At 59.8% G+C, this 24496-nt stretch carries 23 protein-coding genes; 13 read left to right on the plus strand and 10 right to left on the minus strand.

Going from position 1 to position 24496, the window contains the following annotated elements; genetic code table 11:
* Positions 1 to 254: 254 nt before the first annotated feature.
* The 6 genes from ACYU70_RS00005 (at position 255) to ACYU70_RS00030 (ending at position 6172) form a co-directional block, all read left to right on the plus strand.
* Positions 255 to 2300, plus strand: a complete 2046-nt coding sequence (locus ACYU70_RS00005; RefSeq protein WP_342299803.1) for a BatA domain-containing protein — start codon at positions 255 to 257, stop codon at positions 2298 to 2300.
* A gap of 67 nt (positions 2301 to 2367) precedes the next feature.
* A complete protein-coding gene (locus tag ACYU70_RS00010) occupies positions 2368 to 2925 on the plus strand; it encodes a DUF4199 domain-containing protein (RefSeq protein ID WP_342299801.1) in 558 nt (185 codons plus the stop codon).
* Positions 2926 to 2966: 41 nt separating this feature from the next.
* Positions 2967 to 3491, plus strand: coding sequence for a DUF4199 domain-containing protein (locus tag ACYU70_RS00015; RefSeq protein ID WP_342299799.1), 525 nt, complete (start codon positions 2967 to 2969; stop codon positions 3489 to 3491).
* A gap of 19 nt (positions 3492 to 3510) precedes the next feature.
* Positions 3511 to 4461 (plus strand): glycosyltransferase family 2 protein, encoded by a 951-nt coding sequence (locus ACYU70_RS00020; RefSeq protein ID WP_342299798.1) that lies wholly within the window; start codon positions 3511 to 3513, stop codon positions 4459 to 4461.
* 108 nt (positions 4462 to 4569) lie between these two features.
* The gene (locus ACYU70_RS00025) at positions 4570 to 5709 is read left to right on the plus strand and encodes a glycosyltransferase (protein WP_342299796.1); all 1140 of its coding nucleotides are present in this window, start codon (positions 4570 to 4572) and stop codon (positions 5707 to 5709) included.
* Between the two features lie 46 nt (positions 5710 to 5755).
* A complete protein-coding gene (locus ACYU70_RS00030) occupies positions 5756 to 6172 on the plus strand; it encodes a DUF1801 domain-containing protein (protein ID WP_342299795.1) in 417 nt (138 codons plus the stop codon).
* On the opposite strand, the gene ACYU70_RS00035 is transcribed toward ACYU70_RS00030, so the two are convergent.
* A complete protein-coding gene (locus ACYU70_RS00035; RefSeq protein WP_342299793.1) occupies positions 6169 to 7299 on the minus strand; it encodes a glycosyltransferase family 9 protein in 1131 nt (376 codons plus the stop codon). The genes ACYU70_RS00030 and ACYU70_RS00035 overlap by 4 nt on opposite strands.
* Positions 7300 to 7401: 102 nt before the next feature.
* On the minus strand, positions 7402 to 7890 hold the full coding sequence (locus ACYU70_RS00040) for a DUF6252 domain-containing protein (protein WP_342299792.1): 489 nt from the start codon (positions 7888 to 7890) through the stop codon (positions 7402 to 7404).
* 245 nt (positions 7891 to 8135) lie between these two features.
* Here ACYU70_RS00040 and ACYU70_RS00045 point away from each other — a divergent pair, with 245 nt between their 5' ends.
* Positions 8136 to 8714 (plus strand): hypothetical protein, encoded by a 579-nt coding sequence (locus ACYU70_RS00045; protein ID WP_342299790.1) that lies wholly within the window; start codon positions 8136 to 8138, stop codon positions 8712 to 8714.
* A 9-nt stretch (positions 8715 to 8723) separates the two neighbouring features.
* On the opposite strand, the gene ACYU70_RS00050 is transcribed toward ACYU70_RS00045, so the two are convergent.
* The 3 genes from ACYU70_RS00050 to purB all read right to left on the minus strand — a co-directional run bounded on the left by ACYU70_RS00050 (position 8724) and on the right by purB (position 13683).
* Positions 8724 to 10493, minus strand: coding sequence for a hypothetical protein (locus ACYU70_RS00050; RefSeq protein WP_342299789.1), 1770 nt, complete (start codon positions 10491 to 10493; stop codon positions 8724 to 8726).
* A 100-nt stretch (positions 10494 to 10593) separates the two neighbouring features.
* Positions 10594 to 12303 carry a hypothetical protein gene (locus ACYU70_RS00055; protein ID WP_342299787.1) on the minus strand — a complete coding sequence of 570 codons (1710 nt, stop codon included), beginning with the start codon at positions 12301 to 12303 and terminating at the stop codon, positions 10594 to 10596.
* 39 nt (positions 12304 to 12342) lie between these two features.
* Positions 12343 to 13683, minus strand: a complete 1341-nt coding sequence (gene purB / locus ACYU70_RS00060) for an adenylosuccinate lyase (protein ID WP_342299786.1) — start codon at positions 13681 to 13683, stop codon at positions 12343 to 12345.
* Between the two features lie 330 nt (positions 13684 to 14013).
* Between purB and ACYU70_RS00065 the strand changes: the two genes are divergently transcribed.
* A complete protein-coding gene (locus ACYU70_RS00065) occupies positions 14014 to 16137 on the plus strand; it encodes a biosynthetic peptidoglycan transglycosylase (RefSeq protein ID WP_342299784.1) in 2124 nt (707 codons plus the stop codon).
* 74 nt (positions 16138 to 16211) lie between these two features.
* Here the strand turns inward: ACYU70_RS00065 and ACYU70_RS00070 are convergent, their stop codons facing one another.
* From ACYU70_RS00070 to hemG, 3 genes are all read right to left on the minus strand, one after another.
* Positions 16212 to 17132, minus strand: a complete 921-nt coding sequence (locus tag ACYU70_RS00070; RefSeq protein WP_342299782.1) for a TerC family protein — start codon at positions 17130 to 17132, stop codon at positions 16212 to 16214.
* 72 nt (positions 17133 to 17204) lie between these two features.
* Complete coding sequence (locus ACYU70_RS00075; protein ID WP_342299780.1) at positions 17205 to 17948, minus strand: polyprenol monophosphomannose synthase; 744 nt, start codon at positions 17946 to 17948, stop codon at positions 17205 to 17207.
* A 133-nt stretch (positions 17949 to 18081) separates the two neighbouring features.
* Positions 18082 to 19419 carry a protoporphyrinogen oxidase gene (gene hemG / locus ACYU70_RS00080; RefSeq protein ID WP_342299779.1) on the minus strand — a complete coding sequence of 446 codons (1338 nt, stop codon included), beginning with the start codon at positions 19417 to 19419 and terminating at the stop codon, positions 18082 to 18084.
* Positions 19420 to 19490: 71 nt separating this feature from the next.
* Here hemG and ACYU70_RS00085 point away from each other — a divergent pair, with 71 nt between their 5' ends.
* The gene (locus ACYU70_RS00085) at positions 19491 to 20006 is read left to right on the plus strand and encodes a D-glycero-alpha-D-manno-heptose-1,7-bisphosphate 7-phosphatase (protein WP_342299778.1); all 516 of its coding nucleotides are present in this window, start codon (positions 19491 to 19493) and stop codon (positions 20004 to 20006) included.
* Complete coding sequence (locus ACYU70_RS00090) at positions 20003 to 20416, plus strand: hypothetical protein (protein ID WP_460615859.1); 414 nt, start codon at positions 20003 to 20005, stop codon at positions 20414 to 20416. Before ACYU70_RS00085 ends, ACYU70_RS00090 begins: the two co-directional genes overlap by 4 nt.
* A 58-nt stretch (positions 20417 to 20474) precedes the next feature.
* Here ACYU70_RS00090 and ACYU70_RS00095 read toward each other — a convergent pair whose 3' ends face one another.
* Complete coding sequence (locus tag ACYU70_RS00095) at positions 20475 to 20630, minus strand: hypothetical protein (RefSeq protein WP_198070108.1); 156 nt, start codon at positions 20628 to 20630, stop codon at positions 20475 to 20477.
* A gap of 96 nt (positions 20631 to 20726) precedes the next feature.
* On the minus strand, positions 20727 to 22124 hold the full coding sequence (locus tag ACYU70_RS00100) for a type III PLP-dependent enzyme domain-containing protein (RefSeq protein ID WP_342299775.1): 1398 nt from the start codon (positions 22122 to 22124) through the stop codon (positions 20727 to 20729).
* A gap of 248 nt (positions 22125 to 22372) precedes the next feature.
* Here ACYU70_RS00100 and ACYU70_RS00105 point away from each other — a divergent pair, with 248 nt between their 5' ends.
* From ACYU70_RS00105 to ACYU70_RS00115, 3 genes are all read left to right on the plus strand, one after another.
* On the plus strand, positions 22373 to 23347 hold the full coding sequence (locus tag ACYU70_RS00105) for an arginase (protein WP_342299773.1): 975 nt from the start codon (positions 22373 to 22375) through the stop codon (positions 23345 to 23347).
* A 184-nt stretch (positions 23348 to 23531) separates the two neighbouring features.
* Positions 23532 to 23882, plus strand: a complete 351-nt coding sequence (locus ACYU70_RS00110; RefSeq protein WP_342299772.1) for a VOC family protein — start codon at positions 23532 to 23534, stop codon at positions 23880 to 23882.
* A 361-nt stretch (positions 23883 to 24243) separates the two neighbouring features.
* Positions 24244 to 24438: a hypothetical protein gene (locus ACYU70_RS00115; protein WP_342299771.1), complete on the plus strand. Its 195-nt coding sequence runs from the start codon at positions 24244 to 24246 to the stop codon at positions 24436 to 24438.
* Positions 24439 to 24496 lie beyond the last annotated feature (58 nt).

The following is a 24496-nucleotide window of genomic DNA, read 5'->3' on the forward strand; positions in this document are numbered from 1 at the left end:
CGAACAGAGCCGTTAAGCCCCGGTGCGCCTATGGTACTGCCTTCACCGGTGGGAGAGTCGGTCGCCGCCAACCTTTTTTCAGTAATGCCCCTGCCGCTTTTACCAGCAGCAGGGGCATTTTGCTTTATCAACCATGCTGACTTTTAGAATAACAAACTTCATTTGAGTTGTTATATTTATAACATGCACTAGGTTATTTATTTATTAAATTAGCGGGTGCTGATTTGTCAGTATAGTAATTTTTTCCTAAGCAAATGCAATTGTTATATCCTTGGTTTTTGCTAGGCATGCTTGCCGTTGCAATTCCTATTGTAATACATCTGTTGCAATTGCGGCGGCCGCAAAGGGTTGTATTTACTAATACAGCAGTTATTAGGCAGGTTGAACTTGTAGCTACACGGCACCGAAAGGTGCAGCAATTATTATTGCTACTAGCCCGAGTGGCGACAGTAGGGGCTTTGGTGCTTGTTTTTTGTCAGCCATTTATTCCGGCTAAAGAGACTAGGGCTGCTGCTGGAGTTGATGTACTAGTAGATAATTCTTTTAGTATGCAGGTTGCTGATGGGAATTATGGTTCATTAATGGGCAGCGCTGTAGGCGAAGCCCAAAAATTAAGTGGAGAAGCTGGGAATCAGTTGAGACTGTTAAATGCGGGCTCTAGCTCATTGTCTGGCGCTGTTTACAGTGATAAATTGGATAAACTCCGGCCAACTGCTAAGTCCGTTCCTATTGATAAATACATAACTGGTGATGGATATGCGAGAGGTAATTCTTTATATGTGTTTTCCGACTTTCAGAAAAATGAATTCTCGGCTGATGCACTGAAAAAGCTGACAACGGGTAGAGAAATAGTGTTGGTGCCTTTGAAGGCACAACCCGTAGGGAATATTTATGTAGACAGTATATGGGTTGATGATGCTTTTTTGCGGGTGCGCACTAATGTGGGATTGCATGTGCGGCTGCGGAATGGTGGAAGTGTTGCGGTGACTGATTGCCCCGTGAAAGTGTTTTTAGAGAAACGGCAAGTAGCTGCCTTTCGGGTGACGGTGGAGCCGGGACAGGCGGTAGCGTCGGTTGTGCAGGTGCAACTTGAGGATGAGCGACTGGCTTTGGGGCGCGTGGTGACCGAGGATGCGCCGGTGACATTCGATAATACTTTCTATTTTACGCTACAGCCGGCGGCGGCTATACGTGTGCTAGAAATTGGGGCGGAGCCGGTAGCACGACAGGTTTATGCCAACGAGCCGCTGTTTACTTATGCCTTTTCGAAGGTGCAGAATATTGATTATGCGGCAATGCGGCAGGCAAATGTGGTATTGCTGAATGAAGTGAATGTGCTGGATGCTGGTTTGAGGGATGGATTGCGGGCCACGGTGAAGCGTGGTGGTAGCGTGGTCGTGATTCCGACGGCGGCCCCAGCAGCCCGGGCCTCTTATCAGCAGTTGTTTCGAGAGCTAGGATTGGGAGCGGTACAATGGGAGGAGATTGCGGGAACGCCGGAACTGCGCGAAGTTGCCATGCCCAGTGCGCGGGAGCCGTTTTTTCGGGATGTATTTGGGGCACAATCGCGGGCGGTGACGATGCCGCGGGTGGCACCGGTGTTGCGTTGGTCGCGAACGGGAACGGATATTTTGCGGCTGAAGGACGGGGAGAGTTATTTGGCAAGTTTTGCGAGCGGGGCGGGGCAGGTGTATGTGTTTTCGGCACCTTTTGCGAAGGAGTATTCGGATTTTACGGCGCAGGCGCTGTTTGTTCCGGTGATGTACCGGATGGCTATGCTGAGCTATAAGAATGAACAATTGCCGGCCTATAAGTTGACACAGGAGGCGGTGAATTTGCAATTGCCGGTAGGGGCTGGCGGTGTGGATGGGCCAGCAGACGCGGCGAATTTGAAATTGGTGAAGGATAGCCTGACCCTGATTCCGGGGCAGCGGGTGGTGGGACAGGAAATGCGGTTGGAATTGCCGCAAGGCATGGATGCGGCGGGGTTTTACCAGGTGCAAAGACAAGGCAAGGTGCTGACTACGCTGGCGTTTAACCAGGATAAGCGCGAATCGGAGTTAGCAGCGTATTCGGCGGATGAATTGCGGCAATTGGTGGGTCCGAACCGCCCCAACGTGCGTGTGGTTGAGGCTGGAGATGCGGGCGCGGGCTTGGCGAAATTTCGAGATGAGCAGACAGGGACGCCGCTGTGGCGGTACTTTCTGGCACTGGCGCTGCTAGCGCTGCTAGTTGAGGCTTTGCTGGTGCGATTTGGCAAACGAAGAACAGGCGCAAAGCAGGTAGCAGTTTCGGCTTGATGAGTTGTGAAACCCACGCAATGGGGCTGCGGGCCGTATCTTGCCACTTTAATTTGCTGCGCGATTTATGGCTGATGCTTCTAAAAACCCAAATATGACCGAGCCCGGCGAGGCAGCGGGCCTAGTGCTCCGGCTAGCAGTGCGGTTTGGCGTGGGGGTAGGCCTGGCCTGTGCTTTGTGGATGGTGGGCTTACAGATGACGGGGAGCAATGGTTTCGGACCGAAGCAACTGTTGGCGCAATTGCTGGTCCCGTTGGCGGCCGTGGCGAGTGAATGGGTGCTGCGGCGACAACTACAGCCGCACCGGCCCGGACTGGGCCGTTCGCTGGGCGTGGGTACGCTCACGGTATTAATTGCGGCGCTTATTTCGGCGAGTAGTCTGGTTGGGCTGGCACACGCGGCCGGTGAGCCGGCGCTGGCCCGGCACCGGGCTGAGGTGCTGGAAATAGTGCGCGCTCAGCAGCGCGAAAATCCTAAAGCGCAGTTGAGCGCACAGGCACAGGAACAGCAGGTGCGCAACGTGGCCAACCTGAATGTAGGCGATATGGTCATGAGTAATTTTACGCAGGTGCTTTTGTTGGGCCTCGTGCTGGCAATACCAGCTGGGATTTTTCTGCGGGAATAATTATTCCGGTTACCTTTCGGTTCACTTTACCTCAAATTCCAATGGAAACAAATGCTACTCCGGTTACGACCACATCGGTCGCTTTACGCTACGGCCTGCTGACGGGACTGTTAAGCGTCATTTTTTCATTTATCCTCTTCGTTACCCATGCCGACCAGTCGCCGGCACGGTGGCTGGGGCTGGTTATTCTGATTGGCGCCATGGTGATGGCGCACAAGACGTATAAACAGGGCAATGGCGGTTTCATGAATTACTCGGAGGGGCTCGGAATCGGCGCATTTATGAGCGGCGTTTCGGGTGTTATTTCGACGGCATTCAGTGTCGTGTACATGAAATTTATTGACCCGGAATACATGAGCCGGATGGCCGACACGGCCCGCGCCAACATGGAAGCCAAGGGCGGCATGACCGATGAGCAGATTGACCAGGGCGTTGCAATGATGCAAAAATTCAGCACAACGGGCTGGATGGTGCTTTTTGGCGTGGTGGGCTCGGTGCTGGGCGGACTGCTGATTGCGCTCATCGTATCGGCATTTACGAAACATTCCAAGCCTGAATTTGAATAAGTCGAATGCATCTTTTCCGGTGGAAATTTCCATCGTGATTCCGCTGCTGAACGAAGCAGAATCGTTGCCGGAGCTCACGCGCTGGATTGCGCGGGTGCTGGTGGCACGCGGGCTGACCTACGAGGTAATCCTGATTGATGACGGCTCGACGGATGATTCCTGGGCCGTGATTGAGGCGCTGGCGGCGGATGATGCCACGTTGCGGGGCATTCGCTTCAACCGCAACTATGGCAAATCGGCGGCGCTGAATGTGGGCTTTGAGGCCACGCGTGGCCGGGTGGTGTGCACTATGGATGCCGACTTGCAGGACTCGCCGGAGGAATTGCCGGAGCTGTACCGCATGATTACGGAGGACAAATTCGACCTGGTGAGCGGCTGGAAACAGAAGCGGTTTGACCCGTTGTCGAAAACGATTCCGACCAAGCTATTTAATGGCGCGACGCGGGCCATGTCGGGCATTCAGCTGCACGACTTTAACTGCGGGCTGAAATCGTACGACTCGCGGGTGGTGAAGAGCATTGAGGTGTACGGTGAGATGCACCGCTATATCCCGGTAATTGCGAAATGGAACGGGTTTCGCAAGATTGGGGAGAAGGTAGTGCAGCACCAGGAACGCAAATACGGCGTGACCAAATTTGGGCTGGAGCGCTTCATTTTTGGGTTTCTAGACTTGCTGAGTATCACATTCGTGGGGCGATTCCGGCGGGCTCCGATGCACTTTTTCGGGACCTTGGGCACGTTGTCTTTCTTGCTCGGCTTGCTAATTACGCTGTGGCTGACGGGCGAGAAAGTATGGCTTTCGCTACATAATCTGAAGGCGCGACAAGTGACGGAGCAACCGTTGTTTTTTCTGGCTTTGACGGCGGTAATTGTGGGTGTGCTGCTGTTTGTGGCTGGATTCTTGGGCGAAATGATTCAGCTGAACGGGCCGAAACGTGACGATTATTTGGTTCGGGAAAGGTTGAATTAATTAATATAAATCAGGTCATCCTGAATATAGTGAAGGGCCTTATTACATCGGAATAAATATTTCTAACGTGATAAGGTCCTTCGCTCTATTCAGGATGACGCACTGCTTATGAAAGTTGTAATTATTGGGCCGGCGTACCCATTGCGCGGTGGGCTGGCGACGTATAACGAGCGGCTGGCACGGGCATTTAAAGAAGCCGGGGATGAGGTGCGGATTGTGACATTTTCGTTGCAATACCCGGATTTTTTGTTTCCGGGGCAAACGCAGTTTAGCACTGAGGCGGGGCCGGCGGATTTGGCTATTGAGGTAAGTTTGAACTCGGTTAATCCGCTGTCGTGGTGGCGGGTGGGGCGAAAATTGCGGGCGGAGCGGCCGGATTTGGTGATTTTCCGATTCTGGCTGCCGTTTATGGGGCCTGCGCTGGGCACGGTGGCGCGGCTGGTGCGCGGCAATGGGCACACCCGCGTGGTGGCCATTACCGATAACGTGATTCCGCACGAAAAGCGGCCGGGCGATGGGCCGCTGACGCGCTATTTTCTGAGTGCTTGCGATGGGTTTGTGACCATGAGCCGCAGCGTGCTTAAGGATTTGCAGGCCCTGGGTTTTGGGCAGAAACCGGCGCTGTACCGGCCGCACCCGCTGTACGATAATTTCGGCCCGCTGAAATCGAAAACCGCTGCTTTGGCGGCGCTGGAGCTGCCGGCTACGACGGGATATTTGTTGTTTTTTGGGTTTATTCGGGCTTATAAAGGGCTGGATATTATGCTGGAAGCTATGGCTGATAAACGGCTGGCAGCATTACCGATTAAATTAATTATTGCGGGTGAATATTATGAGGATGCCGCGCCGTATGAGGAATTAATTCGGCGATATGAATTAGAAGACCGGATTATTCGGGCGACGGATTTTATTCCAAATGAAAAAGTAGTGGACTATTTCTGCGCCGCTGATTTAATTGTGCAGCCTTATAAAAATGCCACGCAAAGTGGGGTGTCGCAAATAGCGTATCACTTCGAGCGGCCTATGCTGGTGACCGATGTGGGCGGGCTGGCTGAGCTGATTCCCGATGGCGTGGTGGGCTACGTGGTGCCGCCCACGCCCGCCGCCATTGCCGATGCGGTGGTGGATTTTTATGCCGAGAAGCGGGAAGATGCTTTTGCCGCCGGTGTGCGGGAGGAGAAAAAGCAGTTTTCGTGGCCGGTGATGGTGGCGGCGCTGAAAGAAGTGGCGCAGGTGAAGCCACGGTAGTCTTACGGACGAGTAATTTGCGGCCCAACTTCATTGACCCTCACGAATGAGCACGACAACCGAAATGGCCTTCGATGATTTTATTGCCGCATTGCCCGCCGAGCGGCAGCTGTTGGCGCGGCAGACGTGGCAACTGGTACGCCAGGCCGTGCCGGCGGGCTACACCGAGCACATTGGCCCGAAATACCTGGAGTTTCGGGCGGGGAAGGATATGTATGTTGGGCTGGCCAATCAGAAAAGCTACCTGAGCCTGCATCTGGTGCCGATGTACCTGATGCCCGAACTGCAGGAGCAGCTGGCGGCAGCCGCGCCCAAGCTGAAGATGGGCAAAGGCTGCGTGAATTTTAGCAAGATGGAAGAATTGCCGCTGGGCGCGCTGACGGAGCTAATTGCCGCCACGTCCCCGGCCGATTATGCTGCCAGGCTGCAGGCCGTTCGGACGGCATCACGCAAGAAAGGCTAGGCTATCGGCTGTGCGAGCGGCACGCTTTCGCGCACGGCCTGGAGGACTTTCGCGGCCGGCAAATCCTCCATGCAACTTGTGCCCAGCTGGCAGCTTCCCCGGTAGAAGCACACGCAGTCCTTGTTGGGCTGCACGATTTGACCGCGGCCGTAGAGGTCGAATTCGTGGGGGTTGAAGATGTTGTTCATCAGGATAGTGGGCTTGCGCAGGGCGATGCTGATGTGCATGCCCATGGTGACCTGCGTCACGATGCCGTCCATCTGGTTCATCAGGTTGATGAACTGCGGGAGGGGGAAGGTGCCGAGGTAGGCCGCGCCGGTGGCGGCGTGCAGCTCTCGGTTGCGGGCGTCTTCGGCTTCGCCACCGAGCAGCACCGGGGTGTAGCCGGTGGCTTGCAGGCCCGTTATCAGCTCAATCCACTTGGCGGTGCTCCAGAGGCGGGTGGTCCAGCGGTCGCCGCAGCCGGTGTTGAGGCCGATGCGGGGGCGGGTGGTGGGCAGGGCGCTCCAGTCGTAGCCTTTGTCGTCGTGGGTGTCGAAGACGTATTCTTCGCCCCGGAAATCGAAGCCGCAGAGCTCGAAGATTTCCTGCACGTAGGGCTTGGTGTTGGCCTGGCTGACCTGGTCGAACACGCCGGTGAGGTATTTGTGCTCGGCCAGCTGGTTCACGGGCCAGGGCACGCCGTCGTAGGGGCGCAGGGCGTAGCCGTACTTCTCTTTGGCGGTGATGTTGTTGAGCAGGGCGCAGGCTTCCTTTTCCTTGTCGAGGTTGATGACGACATCGAACTCGCGGGCCTGGAGCTGGAGGGCGCTGGCGTAGTCCAGCTTTAGGATTTCCTCAATCTCACTCTGGGGCAGGATGGCGGGCGTGAGCGTGAGCCAAGTGATGTAGCAGCCCGGCCGCTCCTGGCGCAGCCGCCGCAGCAGCGGCGTGGTCCGAATGACGTCGCCGATGGCCCCGAGCTTGATAATCAGAATCCGGCTGGTGACGGGCGCGTACACGGGGCAGCCCGCGCAGACGTAGCCGTGGGTTTTGTTGGGGCGGCAGGGGAGGTCGCCGCGGAAGTGGCGGCAATCGGCATGAACAACGGTATCGGAGAGCTGGGGCACGGGGCGGAGAGCAGGCAAATGAGGCCGTAAAAGTAACAGGTGACGTTGGCCGCTGGCCACAAAAAAACTGCCGCCACCCAATGGGTAGCGGCAGCTTGGCTAGGCGAAAATAAATTTGCGCTAGTATTTCACGTTGAACGTGCCGTTGGTAACCGTTTTGCTGGCACCGGCGGAGTTCTTGCCCGTGAAGGTGAACGTGCCGGCGATGTTGGAAGCGCCAGCAGTAGCAGAAGCCGTGTAAGTGCTTACTACAATGCTACCCGAAGTGGACTCGTAGAAGTCGCTGGTGTTGCCGCTGGCCAAGTAGGTGGCATCTTCGTTGGAAGTAGCCGACAGGGTATAGGTGCCCGTGGCCTTGGGCAATGTCAGCAGAACGCCCTTGTTGGCCGTGCCGGTGCCGCTGACACCCGAAACGATAACCTGAGTACCGACCACGGTGGCCCCCGACGTCGTGGCCGTTACGGCCGCGCCATCAACGGTGTAGGTTACGCCGGTGGTAGCAGCGGGAGCGGGGGCGGGGGTATCATCACTTTTCTTCGAGCAAGAGGCCAGGGTAGCCAGGGCCATTACGGTAGTGGCTGCGCGAAGGGAACGGAAAGAAAACATCATAAAAAGGAAGGGAAAAAAAGAAAAAATTGGCCGGCACTCACCGGGCCATACTCAACAAATATAGGGTGCAAAACTTCCAACTGCGCAAGGTGTTAGGTGCTGGGCCTGCTAAGGGGCGATATCCATGCAAGTGGGCGTAGGCCCGGGTGTGGGGGATTTTGACAAAATATTTTTTGAGGTGAATTTTGTCAAAGCCCGCTCGCCGGTTGTGACCGGGGGCAATGCCCCTAATACTACCGCTATCTATGCCCCGTACTTTTTCTCACCAAACCGGCCCGAGGGCCTACCAGTCGGCAGGCCAGCAGTTGCGGGCTCATTATGGCCTCACGCAGCAGTGGCTGGCGCACTACCTGGAGGTGCCCCGCTCAACCGTGGCCATGGAGGAGGTGGGCCGGGCCAGCCTGCCGATGGCCAGTACCCTACGCCTGGTGCCCCTGCTGCTGGGCGTGCCCGCGCCCGACGGCCCCGCCCCCGAACCAGCGGCCAGGCCCACGGCGGCGGGGCAAGCTGCTACGCTGGCACTAATGGCCGTGCGCCAGCGTGAGGTGTCGCACCAACTGTTGCGGCTGGGCCGGCAGCAGGAGCAGTTGCAGGTGCGCCTGCGCCTGCAAACCCTGCCGGCCCTGCTGGCCTCGCTGGCCCCCGAGCCGGCCGATGAGCCGCAGCGCCGCGTGCTGGGCTACTGGGCGGCCGATGCGCCGGCTCAACTGCGCGACGACGAAGCCGCCCTGGCCGTGCTGGACCTGCGCCAGCGCGTGCTGGCCTTCGAGCTGGCGGAGCTACAGACGCTGCTCAGTGGGCCGGCAGAGCCGCCGGCCCACTGAGCCAAATGCTTATTCGACCACGAGCCGGCCCAAGGCCGTGCCGCAGCGCACCCCGTAGAGGCCGGGGGCAATGCCGGTGAGGTCGAGGGTGGCGGTGAGAGCGTGAGTTGGGAGAGCGTAGGTGCGGGCGGGGCGGCCTAGGGCATCAACTAAAGTAGCCGTGGCGGCTTCGGCAGTGGCGGGCAGGCGCAGGGTGGCAGCGGTGTGCGCCGGATTGGGGTAGCAGGCCAGCGGGGTGGCGGCCGTAGCGGCGCGGCTGGCCAAGGCCGTGGCATTGGTTAAGCGGAGCAGCACGGCATCGTAGCCCCGGGGAGCAGCACTGCCGTTGGTGGTGCCTTGCAGGGTGCCGGAGCCCACGGGCAGGCTGCCGCGCAGGGCACCGCTCAGGTAGAGGTTGCCGCTGCCATCCAAGGCCAGGTCCGTGGGCTGTAGCTGTCCGGCTGAGGTAAGTCCGGGCACCTCGGCGAGGTATTGCCACTGCCCCGTACCCGTGAGGCGCGCCGCGAAGAAGAGAATTCCATCCCTCGGCCCGAATAGCGTGTGGCTACCCAATGGGGCCTGCACCGTCGCGCCGAGGCCCCGCAGGCCCCCCAGCACAAGGGCGTTGCCCGCCGCATCGGCTTTCAGGTTGGTGAATACGGAGTAGGCGCTGCCGGAAGCCGCCAGCTGCTGCACCGTGCCCCATTGCCCGGTGGCCGAGAGCTGGCCCACAAATCCGCTTTGGCAGTCGGTAGCGGCGGGGGTACCGGTGCTGAGCGTGGCGGGCCCCACCACGGTGCCGTCCATGCCGCTGCCGCTCACCCAGAGTGCCCCGGTGGGCGTGTAGGCGGCGGCGTAAAGGCTGTTCAGCTGGCTGCCGCTGCCCCCGGCCGCCCACTGCCATACGTTGGCGGGGCTCAGTTGGGCCACGAAGAACGAGAAGCCGTTGGGCGTAGTCGTGGTGAGCGTGGTGGAGCCAAAGGTGAGGCTGCCGGCCCGGTGGCTACCCGCCAGGGCCACTTGCCCGGCCGGCCCCACGGCCATCGTGAAGTAGCTGGTGATGATGTTGGGCGTGCCTGCCGTGGCGGTTGCGCCCGTCCACTGCCCGGTGGGGCTTAGCCGGGCCACAAACAGGGCCCCCGCCCCCGTGGGCAGCGTGACGGTGCCAAAGCTGGGACTGTTCTGGTAGGTGCCGGCCAGCACCACGCCCCCGGTACTGGGGTCGAAGGCGAGCAGGGGGTCGGTGTCGGCGCTTTCCACCGGTCGCAGCCATTGGCACACGCCGGCGCTGCTGAACCGGGCCACGAATACGGCCCGGCCGGAGCTACCCAGGGGCTCGTTCACGGGGCCTGCTTGCAGCGTGGCCGCATTGGCATAGCCGGCTGCATACACGTCGCCGGCGGGCGCTACCGCCACGGCCGTGACTTTGGCAAACTGTACGCCGAAGCCATCGGTGCCCAGGGGCTTCACGGCCGTAAACCAAGCCCAGCTGCCGGCTGCGGTAGCCTGCGCCACAAACCCGCCCTGGCCCGGCCCGAAAGTGCCGGCATTCCCAAAGCTGCGGCTGACATTGACAACCGGCACACTCTGGAAGCTCAGGGTGCCGCCCACGTACGCCCGCCCGCTCGCATCGGTGGCCACGGCATTGGCCACGGTTTCGGTACCATCGAGGGGGGTGGGGTTGGTGGTTTGCAGGCCCCACTGCCAGGTGGGCGTTTGGGCGGCGGCGGGCAGTATCAGCAGGGCGGTGAGGGCCGATAGCAGCCGGCAGGTAAGCGTGCGGAAAGAAGTGGGGGGCATGGGAAAGGATTAAGTTGAGGAACAAGCCAGAGAGCCCCGGCAGGTAGGCTGGGGTTGCACGCGCCCGGCGGTGCGGCTACTGGGCAGGTTTGGCTATAGGCTACTCCACCACCAGCCGGCCCGAGGCCGTGCCGCAACGCACCACGTAGAGGCCGGGGGCAAGGCCGGCGAGGTCGAGGGTGGCGGTGGTGGCGTGGGCGGGTAGAATATAGGCGCGCACGGGGCGGCCCAGATTATCCAGGAGTATGGCTTTGGTTGAGGCAGCGCTTTCAGGCAGGAATAAATGCACCTGAGCACGGGCAGGGTTAGGGGCCAGCGTGAGGGCATGGAATCTGGACGAACGGGTAGTGGCGCTTGCAGTGTTCGTGCCCCAACGCGCAACAAAACCAGCAAGACCGGTAGTGCTAACTGCCGGTAAAGCCGGCATCGACCCGAATGCGGGTGCTGAGCCGGCGTACTGCCCTGCTACGATGGCACCGCCATTGCGGTCGAGTGCTACTGCATTAGGGAAGTCGGAATACGGGCTTGGCGCGCCCGCTACTTGCGTCCAACCAATGCCGGGCGTAAGGCGAGCGATGAATAAGTCGGCAGGCGAAGCGACAATCGTGGTATTGCCAACAAGGGGCGGGTTGGTGCCGAAAACCGCATTGGCACCAATAAAGAAGCCGACAGCTACTGCAGTACCATCGGTATCCAGCGCGACGCCGGTGACGCGCTTCGAAGCAGGGCCAGCCACAGCAGCGGCCTGGGTCCAGGCATTGGCTTGGCTCAACCGCAGCACAAAACCATTGGAAAAGCCGCTGCTGCTGTTGGTGAGGGATTGGGTTCCCACGCTCATTGCCGTGCTGTAGTAGTACCCTCCCACTGCTACATCGCCCACGTCGTTGGTGGCCAGCGACAGCACGTAGTCGTCGTTGGTTCCGCCTATTTGCGCGGCGTAGGTCCACTGGCCGGCCCGATTCAGCCGCGCTACAAAACCGTCGTTGCTGCCCGCGTTGATGATAGGCGGCAGCGACCCAAAAGCCACCGCTGGACCGGTGAAAAACCCGCCTATCGTGGCCGTGCCCGTGGCATCAAGCGTCATGGCCCGCGCGCGGGTAGTACCCGTGCTGCTGCCCGCTTTCACCGCCTGGGTCCACTGACCGTTGGAATTTACCCGGGCCACAAAAACCTGAAATGGAAAATCAAAGTCGCCCACTGGGGCCCGGAAATTGGAGAGCGTGAACGGGCCAAAGGCCAGCGTAGCACCGTAAAACTCGCCGGCTACCACGGCATCGCCGTTGGCATCCAAAGCCACTGCCACTGCATAATCGCCATGTACCCCAACAGCCTGAACGGCCATCACCCACTGGCCCGCTGGGCTTAGCCGGGCCACGAAAAGGTCGCGCAGCAGCAAGCTGCTGCTGGCGGCCATGCTGCTATTGGTGAGGATGGTGGTGCCAAAGGCAACCGTCGGGCTGGTGAAAGTGCCGGTAACGGTCACACTGCCGTCGGGGCCGAGCGCAATGCCGGTGGCATCGTCGAACGTAAGGCCGCCCGCGCGCGCTGCCTGCGTCCATTGGCCAGCAGCGTTTAATCGGCCCACAAAGAGGTCGTACGAGCCGGCGCTCGTCAGCGTGAAGTTGCCTAAAACCAACTGCCCCTCGAAAGTGCCAGCCACAACAACTCCCCCCGTCGCGTCGACGGCCGTAGCCGCAATCGTAGCATTTCCGAAACCAGGGACGGCACCGCTAGCCCATTGCCAAGACTGGGCCTGACCAGTGGCAACTAGGCCACATAGCAGCAAAAACACGCATAAAGTTCGCAGCATAAGCCTCGGGAATGAGAAGAATGAAAAATGCTTTTTAGCCTATCGCCCCACGTAGCTATGCGGCGTGATGCCGCGCAGCTCCGCCTTCACGTCCTCACTCACGTCCAGCCCATCGATAAACGCGCCGATGCTGGCGGCCGAAATGGCCTCGCCGGTGCGGGTGAGGGCTTTGAGGGCGTTGTAGGGGTCGGGGTAGGCTTCTCTTCTTAATATGGTCTGGATGCCTTCGGCCACCACGGCCCAGTTGGCTTCCAGGTCGCGGTGCAACGCCGATTCATCCAGCGCCAGCTTGCCCAGGCCGCGCTGCAAGGCCCCCAGCGCGATGAGGATGTGGCCGAGCGGCACGCCCAGGTTGCGCAGCACCGTGGAGTCGGTGAGGTCGCGCTGGAGGCGGGAGATGGGCAGCTTGGCGGCGAAGTGCTCCAGCAGGGCATTGGCCACGCCGAAGTTGCCCTCGGCGTTCTCGAAGTCGATGGGGTTCACCTTGTGCGGCATGGCCGAGGAGCCCACCTCGCCCGCCTTAATAGTTTGCTTGAAGTAGCCGAGCGAGATGTATTGCCACACGTCGCGGGCCAGGTCGAGCAGGATGGTGTTGAGGCGCTTGAGTGCATCGCAATGCGCGGCCAAGTGGTCGTAGTGCTCTATCTGGGTGGTGGGGAAGGAGCGGTGCAGTCCCAGCCGGTCGTTCACGAAGGTGGCGGCGAAGGCGTGCCAGTCGGTGCCGGGGTAGGCCACGTAGTGGGCATTGAAGTTGCCGGTAGCGCCGCCAAACTTCGCCCCAAACGGCACCTGGGCCAGCAGCGCCACCTGGGCATCGAGCCGGGCCACAAACACCTCAATCTCCTTGCCCAGCCGCGTGGGCGAGGCTGGCTGCCCATGGGTGCGGGCCAGCATGGGCACGGCGTGCCATTCCTGGGCGCGGGCCGCCAGAGCGTTGCGTACCTGCGCGTAGGCCGGCAGCAGCACGCCCATCAGCGCATCACGCAAGCTGAGCGGGATGGCCGTGTTGTTAATATCCTGCGAGGTGAGGCCGAAGTGGATGAACTCAATGAAATCGCCCAGACCGAGCTTCGTGAACTCTTCGCGCAGCCAGTATTCCACGGCTTTCACGTCGTGGTTCGTCACCGCTTCGTGGGCTTTGATGGCCTCGGCGTTGGCTTCGGTGAAGTTTTCGTAGAGGCCGCGCAACGGTGCGAAAGCTTCCATCGAAACACCCGCGAGCTGGGGCAACGGCAGTTCGGCCAGGGCAATGAAATATTCGACTTCGACCAGCACGCGGTAGCGTATCAGGGCCATTTCGGAGAAGCGCGAGGCCAGGGGGGCGGTGGCACGGGCGTAGCGCCCATCGAGGGGCGAGAGGGCGAGGAGGGGGCTGGGCATAGGGCAAAAGTACGGGCCGAATGAGCGGGATAGCACGAAAAAAACTCCCCTCCTTACCAAGGAGGGGACGCGGCCGCGAAGCGGCAGCTGGGGTGGTTGTAGCGTTGAACGGTGGCCGTCCAACAAGCATTTAGCCTTCCGGCCCTTCGTTCAACGCCCCCCAATGTTAGCCCCAACGCCCACAACCACCCCCGTTTTCGCTGGCGCGAAAACATCCCCTCCTTGGTAAGGAGGGGAGTTGTGACCGTTCCCCGGTCGGCTTGCGTATTCCGCCTACTTTCGTTGTTCTTACCTTTGGCACTGGCCAGGCCAACCACCTCATTGATTTCCGTGCGCATTTCCCCCTCCACCAAACGTCTTCTTATTGGCATTGCCAGCAGCTTAGCGGCGGTGCTGCTGCTGGCTTTTGCCGTGTTTCAGTGGAAGCGCCAGCAGCTGCTGGACTATGCTTTGAAAGAAGTGAAGGCCAAAATTGAGCGCAAGTACCCGGTGATTCTCACGCTGGGGCCGGCCAAGTTCGCGGGCTTCAAAACCGTTGAAATCCAAGGCATGAGCCTGGTGCCCAGCGCCGCGCCGACGGATACGCTGCTCACGGCCAAGCGCCTGCAGGCCAGTCTGAGCGTGCGCTCCTTGTTTGCCGGCCGGCCGGTATTCAGTGGGCTCGAAATCATGACGGCCCGCCTCACGGCCCGCAAAACGGCTACTTCTGACAATTTCGGCTTCCTGGCCAAAAAGCAGAAGGCCAGTACCGTGCCCCAGGACACCACCAAGGGCACCAACTACGGCCTGCTACTAAACCGCGCCCTCGAAACCGCCTTCGACAACGTGCCCGGCGAGGCCAATTTCACGAATTTCTACGTGAGCTACGCCGGCCCGCGCCACACGGCGCTGCTGACGCTGCCGCAGCTCAAGATTCAGGACGGCGACATCTCGGGCCGTCTCACGGCCACCATTGATTCGGTGTCGAACGAGCTGGGCATCAGCGGCCATATCGAGCCCAGCGACTACGCCCTCACGGCGCGGGTGTTTGGGGTGGGTGGCTCGGTGCAGCTGCCCTACGTGCCCCGTCGTTTCGGTGCGCTGGTGAGTTTTGACACCGTGCTGGTGCGGCTCGATAGCAAGGATTTTGACAATGATGACACCGGCGGCCGCCTCACGGTGCGCGGCTCGCTGGCGGCGCGGGGCTTCAGCCTCTACCATCCCAAGCTGGCCTCAAATGAGATTGAGGTGAAGCGCGGCTCGCTCGATTTTGTGGCCACGCTGGGCCGCGGCACCGTGGCGCTGGAAAAAGGCAGCCAGATTACGGTGAACAAACTGGTACTCTACCCCGAAATCAGCGTGCGGATGAAGCCCAGCCGCGCCGTGAGCATCCGCGTGAAATCGGCCGAAACCCAGGCCAACGACTTCTTCTCTTCGCTGCCCACCGGCATCTTCGACGAGGTGCGCGGCACCACCGGCACCGGCACGCTCACCTACCACCTCAACGCCAGCCTCGACATGGCTCGTGTGGATAGCCTTAAGTTTGATTCGGGCCTGCGGGGCAAAAATTTCCACATCACGGGTTTTGGCGAAGAGGACCTCAACAAGCTGAATACGGCATTTCAGTACACTGCCTACAACGACAAAGGCGACTCACTGCGCACCTTCGCCGTGGGCCCGCCCAACCCGGATTTTGTGCCCTATAACAACGTATCGCCCTACCTCATCCACGCCATCACTACGGCCGAGGACCCGCGCTTTTTCTCGCACCACGGCTTCATGGAGCAGGCGTTTGTGAAGTCGGCCATCCAGAACATCAAGGAGCGACGCTTTGCCCGGGGCGGCAGCACCATTTCGATGCAGCTGGTGAAAAACGTGTTTTTGAGCCGCCAGAAAACCGTGGGCCGCAAGGCCGAGGAAGCCCTCATTGTATGGCTGCTCGAAAATACTCACCTCGCCAGCAAGCAGCGGATGTTCGAGGTGTACCTCAACATCATCGAGTGGGGCCCCAGCAAGTACCGCTGGCCCAGCGGCAAGCGCGGTGTGTACGGCGTGAAGGACGCCGCCCTGTTCTACTACGGCAAGCGCCCCGACGAGCTCAACCTGCCCGAGAGCCTGTACCTGGCCAGCATCATCCCCAAGCCCAAGTACGCCCGCTATTCCTTCGATGCCTACGGCGACCTGCGCCGCAGTACCCGCTACTTCTTCCGCCTCATTGCCGACATCATGGCCACGCGCGGCCTCATCACCAGCAACGACCGCGAAAACCTGCCCTACTCGCTGCACCTCGGCGGCCCGGCCCGCCAATACATGGCCTTCGCCGCTCGCCCTGACACCACCCGCGCCACCGTGCAGGCCGATTCGAGCCAGTTTGAGCCCCTCAACCTGATTGACCTGCTGAACACCGGTGCCGCCCCCGACGCCGGCGTTAACACCAACGTGCCCGATACCGAACCGGCCAAAGCACCGAAGTAAGCGAAGTTTATCCTCCAAAAAAAAAGGGTTGGCCTGCATGGGTCAGCCCTTTTTTTTATGGGAGCCTATCGACCTTATGTGCTTTTCTTGGGCCACAGCAACGAAGCCACCACACTCAGCACCAGCAGCGTGCCCACCACGCCCAGCGCTACCGGCATGGGAATGGGCACCATGTTTTCCAGCAAAATCTTGGCCCCGATGAACACCAGAATCAGCGACAGGCCATAATGCAGATGATGAAACAGGCGCATCATGCTGGCCAGGGCAAAATACATGGCCCGCAGCCCCAACAAGGCAAATACATTGGAGGTGAATACGATAAACGTGTCGCGCGTGATGGCCAGAATGGCCGGGATGGAGTCGACTGCAAAAACCACGTCGGTGGTTTCCACCATCACCAGCACCACGAAAAGGGGCGTGGCGAAATGCACCCCGTCTTTTCGGACAAAGAATTTGCCTTCCTCCAGCTGCCGGGTAATGGGCAGGTGGCGGCTCAGGAAGCGCACCACCGGGTTGTTTTCGGGGTCGATTTCGGGGTCGGCGTTGCTCAGGCCCATCCGAATGCCCGTGTACACGAGGAACACGCCGAGCGGGTAAATCAGGAAGTGGAACCGGGCCAGCAACGCCCCGCCCACCAGAATGAAAATGGCCCGCAGCAGCAACGCCCCCAGCACGCCCCAAAACAAAATACGGTGCTGGTACTGCGCTGGCACCTTGAAATAGTTGAAAATGAGCAGGAAAACGAAGAGGTTGTCAACGCTCAATGCCTTCTCGACCAGGTAGCCCGTGAGCCATTGCACGCCCGCGTGGTGGCCCATGGTGCGGTATACCAGCCCATTGAAGCACAGCGACAGGCCCACCCAGAACGCACTCCAGCCCAGGGCTTCGCGCAGGCGTATCTCGTGCGCCTGCCGGTTGAAAACCAGCAGGTCGAGCAGCAGCAGGCCCACCACGAAAACCGTGAAAGCCAACCAGAAGAAGGGAGTATTTGCCATGCGTATGGTAAGATACGCCGGGGCGGGTGGCTGGTTGGCGCAAGGGTGCGCAGGCAGGTAAATAGCTTGCCCTTAGCGGTTACCCACCGGCTTGAGCGGGCGCAGCCAGCTGCTGGCCTTCATTTGCAACACGCCAAAAAAGGCCTCCTGCACAATGCCTTTCGACATTTTGGAGGTGCCTCGGGTGCGGTCGGTGAAAATGATGGGCACTTCCTTGATGCGGAAGCCCAGCTGGTAGGCCAGCCACTTCATCTCAATCTGAAACGCATAGCCCACGAAGTGGATGTTGGCCAAATCGATAGCCCGCAGCACCCGTGCGGTGTAGCACTTGAAGCCCGCCGTGGCGTCGCTGATGGGCATGCCCGTTATCAGGCGCACGTACCAGGAGGCGAAATACGACATCAGCACCCGCGACATGGGCCAGTTCACCACGTTCACACCCTGAATGTAGCGCGAGCCGATGGCCATATCGTAGCCCTCCAGCGCGCAGGCATCGTGCAGGCGCAGCAGGTCCTCGGGGTTGTGCGAAAAGTCGGCGTCCATCTCAAACACGTACTCGTAGCCGTGCGCCAGCGCCCACCGGAAGCCGTGCAGGTAAGCCGTGCCCAGGCCCTGTTTGCCGCTGCGCTCTTCCAGGAAGAGACGGCCCGGAAACACGGTTTGCAGGTCGCGCACGATGGCCGCCGTGCCATCGGGCGAGTTGTCGTCGATAATCAGCACGTCAAACTCCCGGGCCAACGACATCACCTTGCGGATAATCAGCTCCGCATTTTCGCGCTCGTTGTAGGTAGGAATCAGGACGAGGCCTTCGCTCATGGAATACAAATTGACCCCAAAGATAGGGTTTGGGGGCGCGAAGCTGCACGGCCGAAATATCCGGCCGCTACTATTTAACCTGCCGCCGCTGGCAAACTGCCAGGCTAACCAGGAGCAGCCAAGGTAAAAAGAGCTATTTCTCAGCTGCTAAGAGGCCCGCCCGCATCCGCGCCTGGCGAATGCAATCGGGTACGCTCACGCCCACGCGCCAGTTGGCCACGGCCACAATATGCTCGGCTTCGAGGGCGTCGGCGGCGCGGTGGGCCTCCACAATGCGCGCATCAAACTGCGGAATGCTGCGCGGCCACGCGTAGCGCCCCTGCCAGCGCGGCGCGCCTGTGATGCCGTAAAACTTGCTCAGTTCAGCGTGCACGGCCGCTTTTTGTGCCTCTTCGGGTTGGCGGGCGGCATCCTCGTATTGCGTTCCACCCACAAACGTAGTGAAGAGCACCTGCCCGGCCGGTACCCGGTTGGGGTAGATGCTGCTGGTCCAGACGGAGCCGGCCGCGTAGGTCCCCTCCACCTTGGGGTGCAGCGCCCCGAAACCGTTGAGCGAGTGCACCACGGCGGTCCGGTCGTAGGCCGAGAACACGGCCGCCATCGGCGGATAATTCACGACCGCCAGCGCGGCAGCCGCTTGCGGAAACAACGGTTCCAGTAGCGGCGCGGCGGCGTAGGCGGGCAGCGCCAGCGCTAGATGCGTGTAGCCGGGCGCGGCCTCCAGGCCCTGCGGCCCCTTCAGCTCCAGCTGATACGTGCCATCGGTGGCGCGGGAAATGGCCGTGACGGTAGTAGCGGGCTGGTAGTTGGAGAGTTTGGCCGCCAGCGTATCAGTTATGGTTTGAACGCCTTTTTTGAGGTTGATAATGCGGCGACGGCCTGCACCCTTGCCGCTTTTCATCAGCCCGCGCAGCACCGAGCCGTATTGCTGTTCCAGCGCCGGCAGCTGCTTGAAGGTTTTGTTGATGAGCAGCTTTTCGGGGTCGCCGGCGTAGATGCCGGCCATGAAGGGATTGACGGCGTAATCCACGATTTCGGGGCCGAAGCGTCGGCGGAAAAAGTGGGCTACGGTTTCCTGCGGGTCGATGGGGGCGACAGGCTGGCGGAATTCTTTCAGCAGCTGCCACTTGGCTTTTAGGCTGAAAAAGCCGTTGGTGAGCAAGGCAGGGGGCGAGCCGGGCATAATCTGGTAGCGGCCGTCGCGCAGCACGTAGCGGTGCTGGCTCACGGCGGCGGCTTCCTGAATCTGGTCGGTGAGGCCGAGGTCGGCCAACAGCTCTTCCAGCTCGGCGCTTAGTTGCAGCGAGTTGGGGCCGGTTTCGAGCAGGTAGCCTTCGGGCGTGGCCCAGCTGCGCAGGTTGCCGCCGGGCCGGGCATCGGCCTCGAACAGGTCGTAGGCCACGCCGTTTTTTTGCAGGTACCAGGCTAGGGTGAGGCCGCTGATGCCGCCGCCGATGATGGCAATTTTCATGGTGTCGTTGCGCAAAGGGAAGTGGCAAAGGTACCGTCGGTATCCTGCGGGGCACCCGTAGCTTTGTCACAATGACAACAAAAAACAAAGCCGTTTTTCTCGACCGCGACGGCGTGCTAAACGAAGAAATTGGTCACTACGTGTGGCAGCTGGAGGAATTCAGCATCTGCCCCGGCGTGCCCGAAAGCCTGGCCCGCCTCAAAGCCGCCGGCTACCTGCTCATCGTCGTCACCAACCAGGCCGGCATCGCCAAAAAACTCTACACTGCTGCCGAAGTCCACGCCTGCCACGCCAAGCTGCAAGCCGCCTGCGATAACGTGATTGACGCCCTCTATTTCAGCGATGCTCACCCGAGCGTGAGTGACTCTATCATGCGCAAGCCCGGCTCCGCCATGCTGGAAAAAGCCGTGGCCCGCTTCAACCTCGACGTGACGCAGTGCTGGATAGTGGGCGACCGACTCCGCGACATGGAGGCCGGGGCCAACATCGGCGTGCGCGGTATCTTGGTGGGGCACGAAGAAGCTGTTGATTTCTCGCCCCACGTTGCCGACTTGCGGGCAGCCACGACTGTTATCTTAGGGCAATGACAGTCACCGAGACAAAGCCAGGTTGGCTAGCCAAAAACCGCAACATGCTGTTTTTGCTGGCCTGTGTCATCCTGGGGCAGGTGGTTTTTTACTTCACTACTACGACTAATAGCAAGCGCGAAATCGAACGCTACAAAGCCCTGCAATTAGCCAGCCGCGTAGAGAAAGTCTTGTCCTATTCCCACGGAATTCAAAAGGTGAAGCTGGCCACTGGCGAAACCCAGGCCCTGGCCCTGACCGCCGCCGGGCAGCAATATATTCAGGTGGGGGATTCGGTGGTGAAGGCGGCGGGCAGTGACAGCATCACTACATACCGCCGGTTTCCGACCTACACGGAGGTGTCGGTTTTCGGGCCCAACTCAACTGATAAGATGGGCTTCATCAGGCGTTACCAAATCAAGAAGCCATAAAAAAAGGCCGGCCTCCCACGTGGGAAGCCGGCCTTTTTTACATCGAAAATCGAAAGCGCTACTGGCGGGCCGCCGGGGTAGCCGCACTGGCCGTGATGGGCGAGGAAACGCGGTTGGCTTCCTTAGTGCTGCTGTAGGCGGGGCACTTCTGGCGATTGCAGGCGCCCAGGGAGAGGGCCGCGAAGCCGGCGGCGAGCAGAACGTACTTTTTCATAATTATATAAAAACGGGTGAGGGGTTGCGGGGTTGGGCTTCAAAGATAAGCAGGCAGCCTAATATTTCGCTACAACTCCTTAACGCCGAAATTGAATTATTCGTATCCGAGAATCCGCATCATGCTGCCGGCTTCCTGCTGGGGCGCGAAAACGGTATCGGTGAGGGTGCCGTCCTCGGCGCGGTCGAGGATGATGTGCTGGGGGGCGGGGATGAGGCAGTGCTTGATGCCGCCGTAGCCGCTGAGGCTCTCCTGATACGCGCCAGTGTGGAAGAAGCCGACGTAGAGCGGCTGGGCATCGGCCGGTTTGCGCTCGGGCAGGAAGGTCTGGTAGATGTGCTTCTCGGAGTTGTAGTAGTCCTGCGAATCGCAGGTGAGGCCGCCGAGCTGGATTTTCTTGTATTGCTTTTCCCAGCCGTTGAGGGCCAGCATGATGAAGCGCTGGTTGAGGGCCCAGGTGTCGGGCAGATTGGTGATGAACGAGCCGTCAATCATGTACCAGAGCTCCTTGTCGTTCTGCAGCTTTTCGTCGAGGATGCTGTAGATGGTGGCCCCGCTTTCGCCCACGGTGAAGATGCCGAACTCGGTGAAAATGTGGGGCTCGGGCACGCCTTCCTGGGCGCAGATGCGCTGGATGGTGCGCAGGATTTCGGCCACCATGTAGGGGTAGTCGTAGTCGGGCTGGATGCTGGTTTGGATGGGCAGGCCGCCGCCGATATCAATGGTGGTGAGGGTGGGGCACACCTTGCGCAGCTCGCAATACTTGTGCACGAAGCGGCTCAGCTCGGACCAATAATAGGACGTGTCCTTGATGCCCGTGCTGATGAAGTAGTGCAGCATGGTGAGCGTGAAGCGCGGGTCGTCCTTGATGCGCTGCTCGTAGATGGGCACGGCATCGGCGTAGCGCACGCCCAGGCGCGAGGTGTAGAACTGGAAGCGCGGCTCCTCATCCGAAGCCAGGCGCATGCCGATGTTCACGTTTTCGCGCACGTGGTCGTGGTAGTATTCGATTTCGTTGGGCGAATCGATGATGGGCATGCAGTTCACGAACCCGTCGTTAATCAGGTCGGCGATTTCCTTTTTGTAGGCTTCGGGCTTGAAGCCGTTGCAGATGATGTGCTTCTGCTTATCGACCTTGCCCTGGGCGTGCAGGTTGCGGATGATGCTGATGTCGAACCACGACGAGGTTTCGAGGTGGATGTCGTTTTTCAGGGCCTCTTCGAGCACGAAGCGAAAGTGCGACGACTTGGTGCAGTAGGCGTAGGAATAGGAGCCGGTGTAACCGGTGCTGGCGATGCCGTCGGCAAACCATTTCTTGGCCCGCTGAATCTGGGAGCTGATTTTGGGTAGGTAGGTGAGGCGCAGCGGGGTGCCGTATTTCTCGACGAGGCCCATGAGGTCGATGCCGTGGAATTGCAGCTCGTGGTCCTGCACGGTGAAATCGGCGGTGGGGAAATCGAAGGTTTGGGAGATGAGGTCGTGGTACGTATCCATTCGGGATTTTTGAATGCAGCGGGAAATATCCGACCTTTACGGCGGGCGGGACAAAAGTACCGCCGGGGTTAGGATATTGGCCGGGAACCGTTGGTTGTTCTTGCAGTATCCCGCCCCGCATCGTGACGATGGATGATTAGCGACTTGGCTACGGCAGATTCTTCTGCCGCAAGGCAGCGCTCGAAGACCGCCGCAAGGCTGTTTTGGAACGATGCCGCCAACCTGCTTACCCCAATTCCCACCCTCCGATGAAACGCATCAAATTACTGGAAGTCCGCTCCGAGCTCGGGGCGGGAACCCGCGGGGCCGGCATGGGCATCGACGCCCTGCGCGTGGCCTGCCTCAACAAAGGCTCCGACTATTTCCGCCGGTTCAACTCCGTGGTCGTGCCCGATTTGAACCACGTGCTGTTCGACAAAACGCCGTTTCCGTTCGCCAAGCACATCGACGCCATTTATACCGTGCAGAAGGGCATTGCCGCCACCGTGGAGCAGACGCTGCGCTTCGGCGAGTTCCCGCTGGTACTGGCCGGCGACCACAGCAGCGCCAATGCCACCATTGCCGGCATCAAGTCCGCGTACCCCACCAAAACGCTGGGCGTGATTTGGATTGATGCCCACGCCGACATCCACTCGCCCTACACCACGCCCAGCGGCAACGTGCACGGCATGCCCCTGGCCGCCGCGCTGGGCGTGGACAACCTGGCCCACCAGCGCAACATGCCCGACGCGGAAACGGAGTTCTTCTGGCGCCGCCTGCAAAACCTGGGCGAGCCCGGCCCCAAGCTCACGCCCGAGCACCTGGTGTACGTGGTGGTGCGCGACACCGAGGAGGAGGAAGATGCCCTCATCGCCGAGCTGGGCATCAAGTGGATAAAACTACCCGAAATCAAGGCCAAAGGCTCGCGCCAACTCACCCGCGAGATTTACGAGCACCTGCGCTTCTGCGACCTGGTTTACATTTCCTTCGATGTCGACAGCCTCGATTCGAGCTTCAGCATCGGCACGGGCACGCCCGTGGAGGATGGCCTCTACCTCTCCGAAGCCGAAAACCTCTGCCAGGACCTGCTGGAAAACGACCGGGTGGTGTGCTTCGAAATGGTCGAAATCAACCCCACGCTGGACAATGGGAACACAATGGCGAAGAATGCCTTCAATATCCTGGAGAAGGCGACAGATGCGATTGAGCGCCGACTGCGGCTGGAGGAAGTGGTGAGCCGGTAGTAGCTGGTGGCTCTTATAATTGCGGTTCTTAATATTCATTGAAACGGCTTAAAACGTCTGTCATCCTGAGCGCAGCGAAGGACCTTATCACGTCTGAACAAGTTGTTTAAACGTGATAAGGTCCTTCGCTGTGCTCAGGATGACAGACATTCTAAACCCCCTCACCCCACCGTCCTTTCCCAAAATGAGCAAACCAATCAACAATTCCGTCTTCTACGTCGAGTTCCCGGCCACCGACTTAGCCGCGACAAAACGATTCTACGCCCAGGCTTTCGGGTGGTCATTCGAGGATTATGGGCCCGATTACGTGGCCTTTGAGGACGGGCAACTATCGGGTGGTTTTTATCGCGCCGAAAGCGTGCCGCCCAGCAGCCCACTAGTAGTGCTCTGGGCCGATGCGCTGGAGGAGTCTCAAGCCGCAGTGGAAGCGGCCGGGGGCATCATCAGCAAGCCAATATTTTCCTTCCCGGGTGGCCGTCGGTTCCATTTCACCGACCCGAATGGCAATGAGTTGAGCGTTTGCGGCGAGGCATAGGACGGGCCAATAGTAGTTGTTGCCAGTGCCGTAGAAAGGGACCCGAATTATTTGTAAACATCCTGTACCTTTGCATCGTACCCTATAAAAAATAAGGGGCCGAGCACATGGCCCAGCCCCTTACCCAAACTACCGGAGCAGCTGCGTGAGCAGGAACAGGCCAATGGCCTTCCCTACACCGCTTGCCACTCCCATCAAAACAGCCTTACTGACTGCCTGAAGTAGTTTTAACACACGCTTATTTCTCATGTGGAGAAAAGAAGTTAGGTGCTGAATCCACCTGCTTCTTTGAAACCCCGGTTGTGTCCAGCAGCCGGGGTTTCGTCTTTTTAGGGACTAGCCGAGGTGAGGTGGAATAACCGTGCGATGCGGCGAAGATAGAAGCCCCCACCTGCTGGCCCGCAACGCCAACCTCATCAAGGAAATCCGCGTGCAGCTCAAGCCCTACCAAAGCTCGCCTACCAAGCACGCCGTCTGGGAGCGGTTCCAGGGCTACACCAAGCTCATTATCCTCGGCGGGGGCGGGCCGAAAGGCGACACCGAAACCAAGCCGTAAGCCCCCACTGCTGAAGAAACAACAAGCCCCGCCAGTAGCTGGCGGGGCTTTTTTAGAT

It is taken from the genome of Hymenobacter segetis, from assembly GCF_054776495.1.

Bases quoted from the DNA above. Each gene is read 5' to 3' on its own strand.
- ACYU70_RS00025 (WP_342299796.1), top strand. From the start codon at position 4,570: ATGAAAGTTGTAATTATTGGGCCGGCGTACCCATTGCGCGGTGGGCTG.
- hemG (WP_342299779.1), bottom strand. From the start codon at position 19,419: ATGAAAATTGCCATCATCGGCGGCGGCATCAGCGGCCTCACCCTAGCC.
- ACYU70_RS00075 (WP_342299780.1), bottom strand. From the start codon at position 17,948: ATGAGCGAAGGCCTCGTCCTGATTCCTACCTACAACGAGCGCGAAAAT.
- ACYU70_RS00050 (WP_342299789.1), bottom strand. From the start codon at position 10,493: ATGCCCCCCACTTCTTTCCGCACGCTTACCTGCCGGCTGCTATCGGCC.
- ACYU70_RS00090 (WP_460615859.1), top strand. From the start codon at position 20,003: ATGACAGTCACCGAGACAAAGCCAGGTTGGCTAGCCAAAAACCGCAAC.
- ACYU70_RS00040 (WP_342299792.1), bottom strand. From the start codon at position 7,890: ATGATGTTTTCTTTCCGTTCCCTTCGCGCAGCCACTACCGTAATGGCC.
- ACYU70_RS00085 (WP_342299778.1), top strand. From the start codon at position 19,491: ATGACAACAAAAAACAAAGCCGTTTTTCTCGACCGCGACGGCGTGCTA.
- ACYU70_RS00005 (WP_342299803.1), top strand. From the start codon at position 255: ATGCAATTGTTATATCCTTGGTTTTTGCTAGGCATGCTTGCCGTTGCA.
- ACYU70_RS00105 (WP_342299773.1), top strand. From the start codon at position 22,373: ATGAAACGCATCAAATTACTGGAAGTCCGCTCCGAGCTCGGGGCGGGA.
- ACYU70_RS00100 (WP_342299775.1), bottom strand. From the start codon at position 22,124: ATGGATACGTACCACGACCTCATCTCCCAAACCTTCGATTTCCCCACC.
- ACYU70_RS00110 (WP_342299772.1), top strand. From the start codon at position 23,532: ATGAGCAAACCAATCAACAATTCCGTCTTCTACGTCGAGTTCCCGGCC.
- ACYU70_RS00010 (WP_342299801.1), top strand. From the start codon at position 2,368: ATGGCTGATGCTTCTAAAAACCCAAATATGACCGAGCCCGGCGAGGCA.
- purB (WP_342299786.1), bottom strand. From the start codon at position 13,683: ATGCCCAGCCCCCTCCTCGCCCTCTCGCCCCTCGATGGGCGCTACGCC.
- ACYU70_RS00055 (WP_342299787.1), bottom strand. From the start codon at position 12,303: ATGCTGCGAACTTTATGCGTGTTTTTGCTGCTATGTGGCCTAGTTGCC.
- ACYU70_RS00070 (WP_342299782.1), bottom strand. From the start codon at position 17,132: ATGGCAAATACTCCCTTCTTCTGGTTGGCTTTCACGGTTTTCGTGGTG.
- ACYU70_RS00030 (WP_342299795.1), top strand. From the start codon at position 5,756: ATGAGCACGACAACCGAAATGGCCTTCGATGATTTTATTGCCGCATTG.
- ACYU70_RS00015 (WP_342299799.1), top strand. From the start codon at position 2,967: ATGGAAACAAATGCTACTCCGGTTACGACCACATCGGTCGCTTTACGC.
- ACYU70_RS00095 (WP_198070108.1), bottom strand. From the start codon at position 20,630: ATGAAAAAGTACGTTCTGCTCGCCGCCGGCTTCGCGGCCCTCTCCCTG.
- ACYU70_RS00045 (WP_342299790.1), top strand. From the start codon at position 8,136: ATGCCCCGTACTTTTTCTCACCAAACCGGCCCGAGGGCCTACCAGTCG.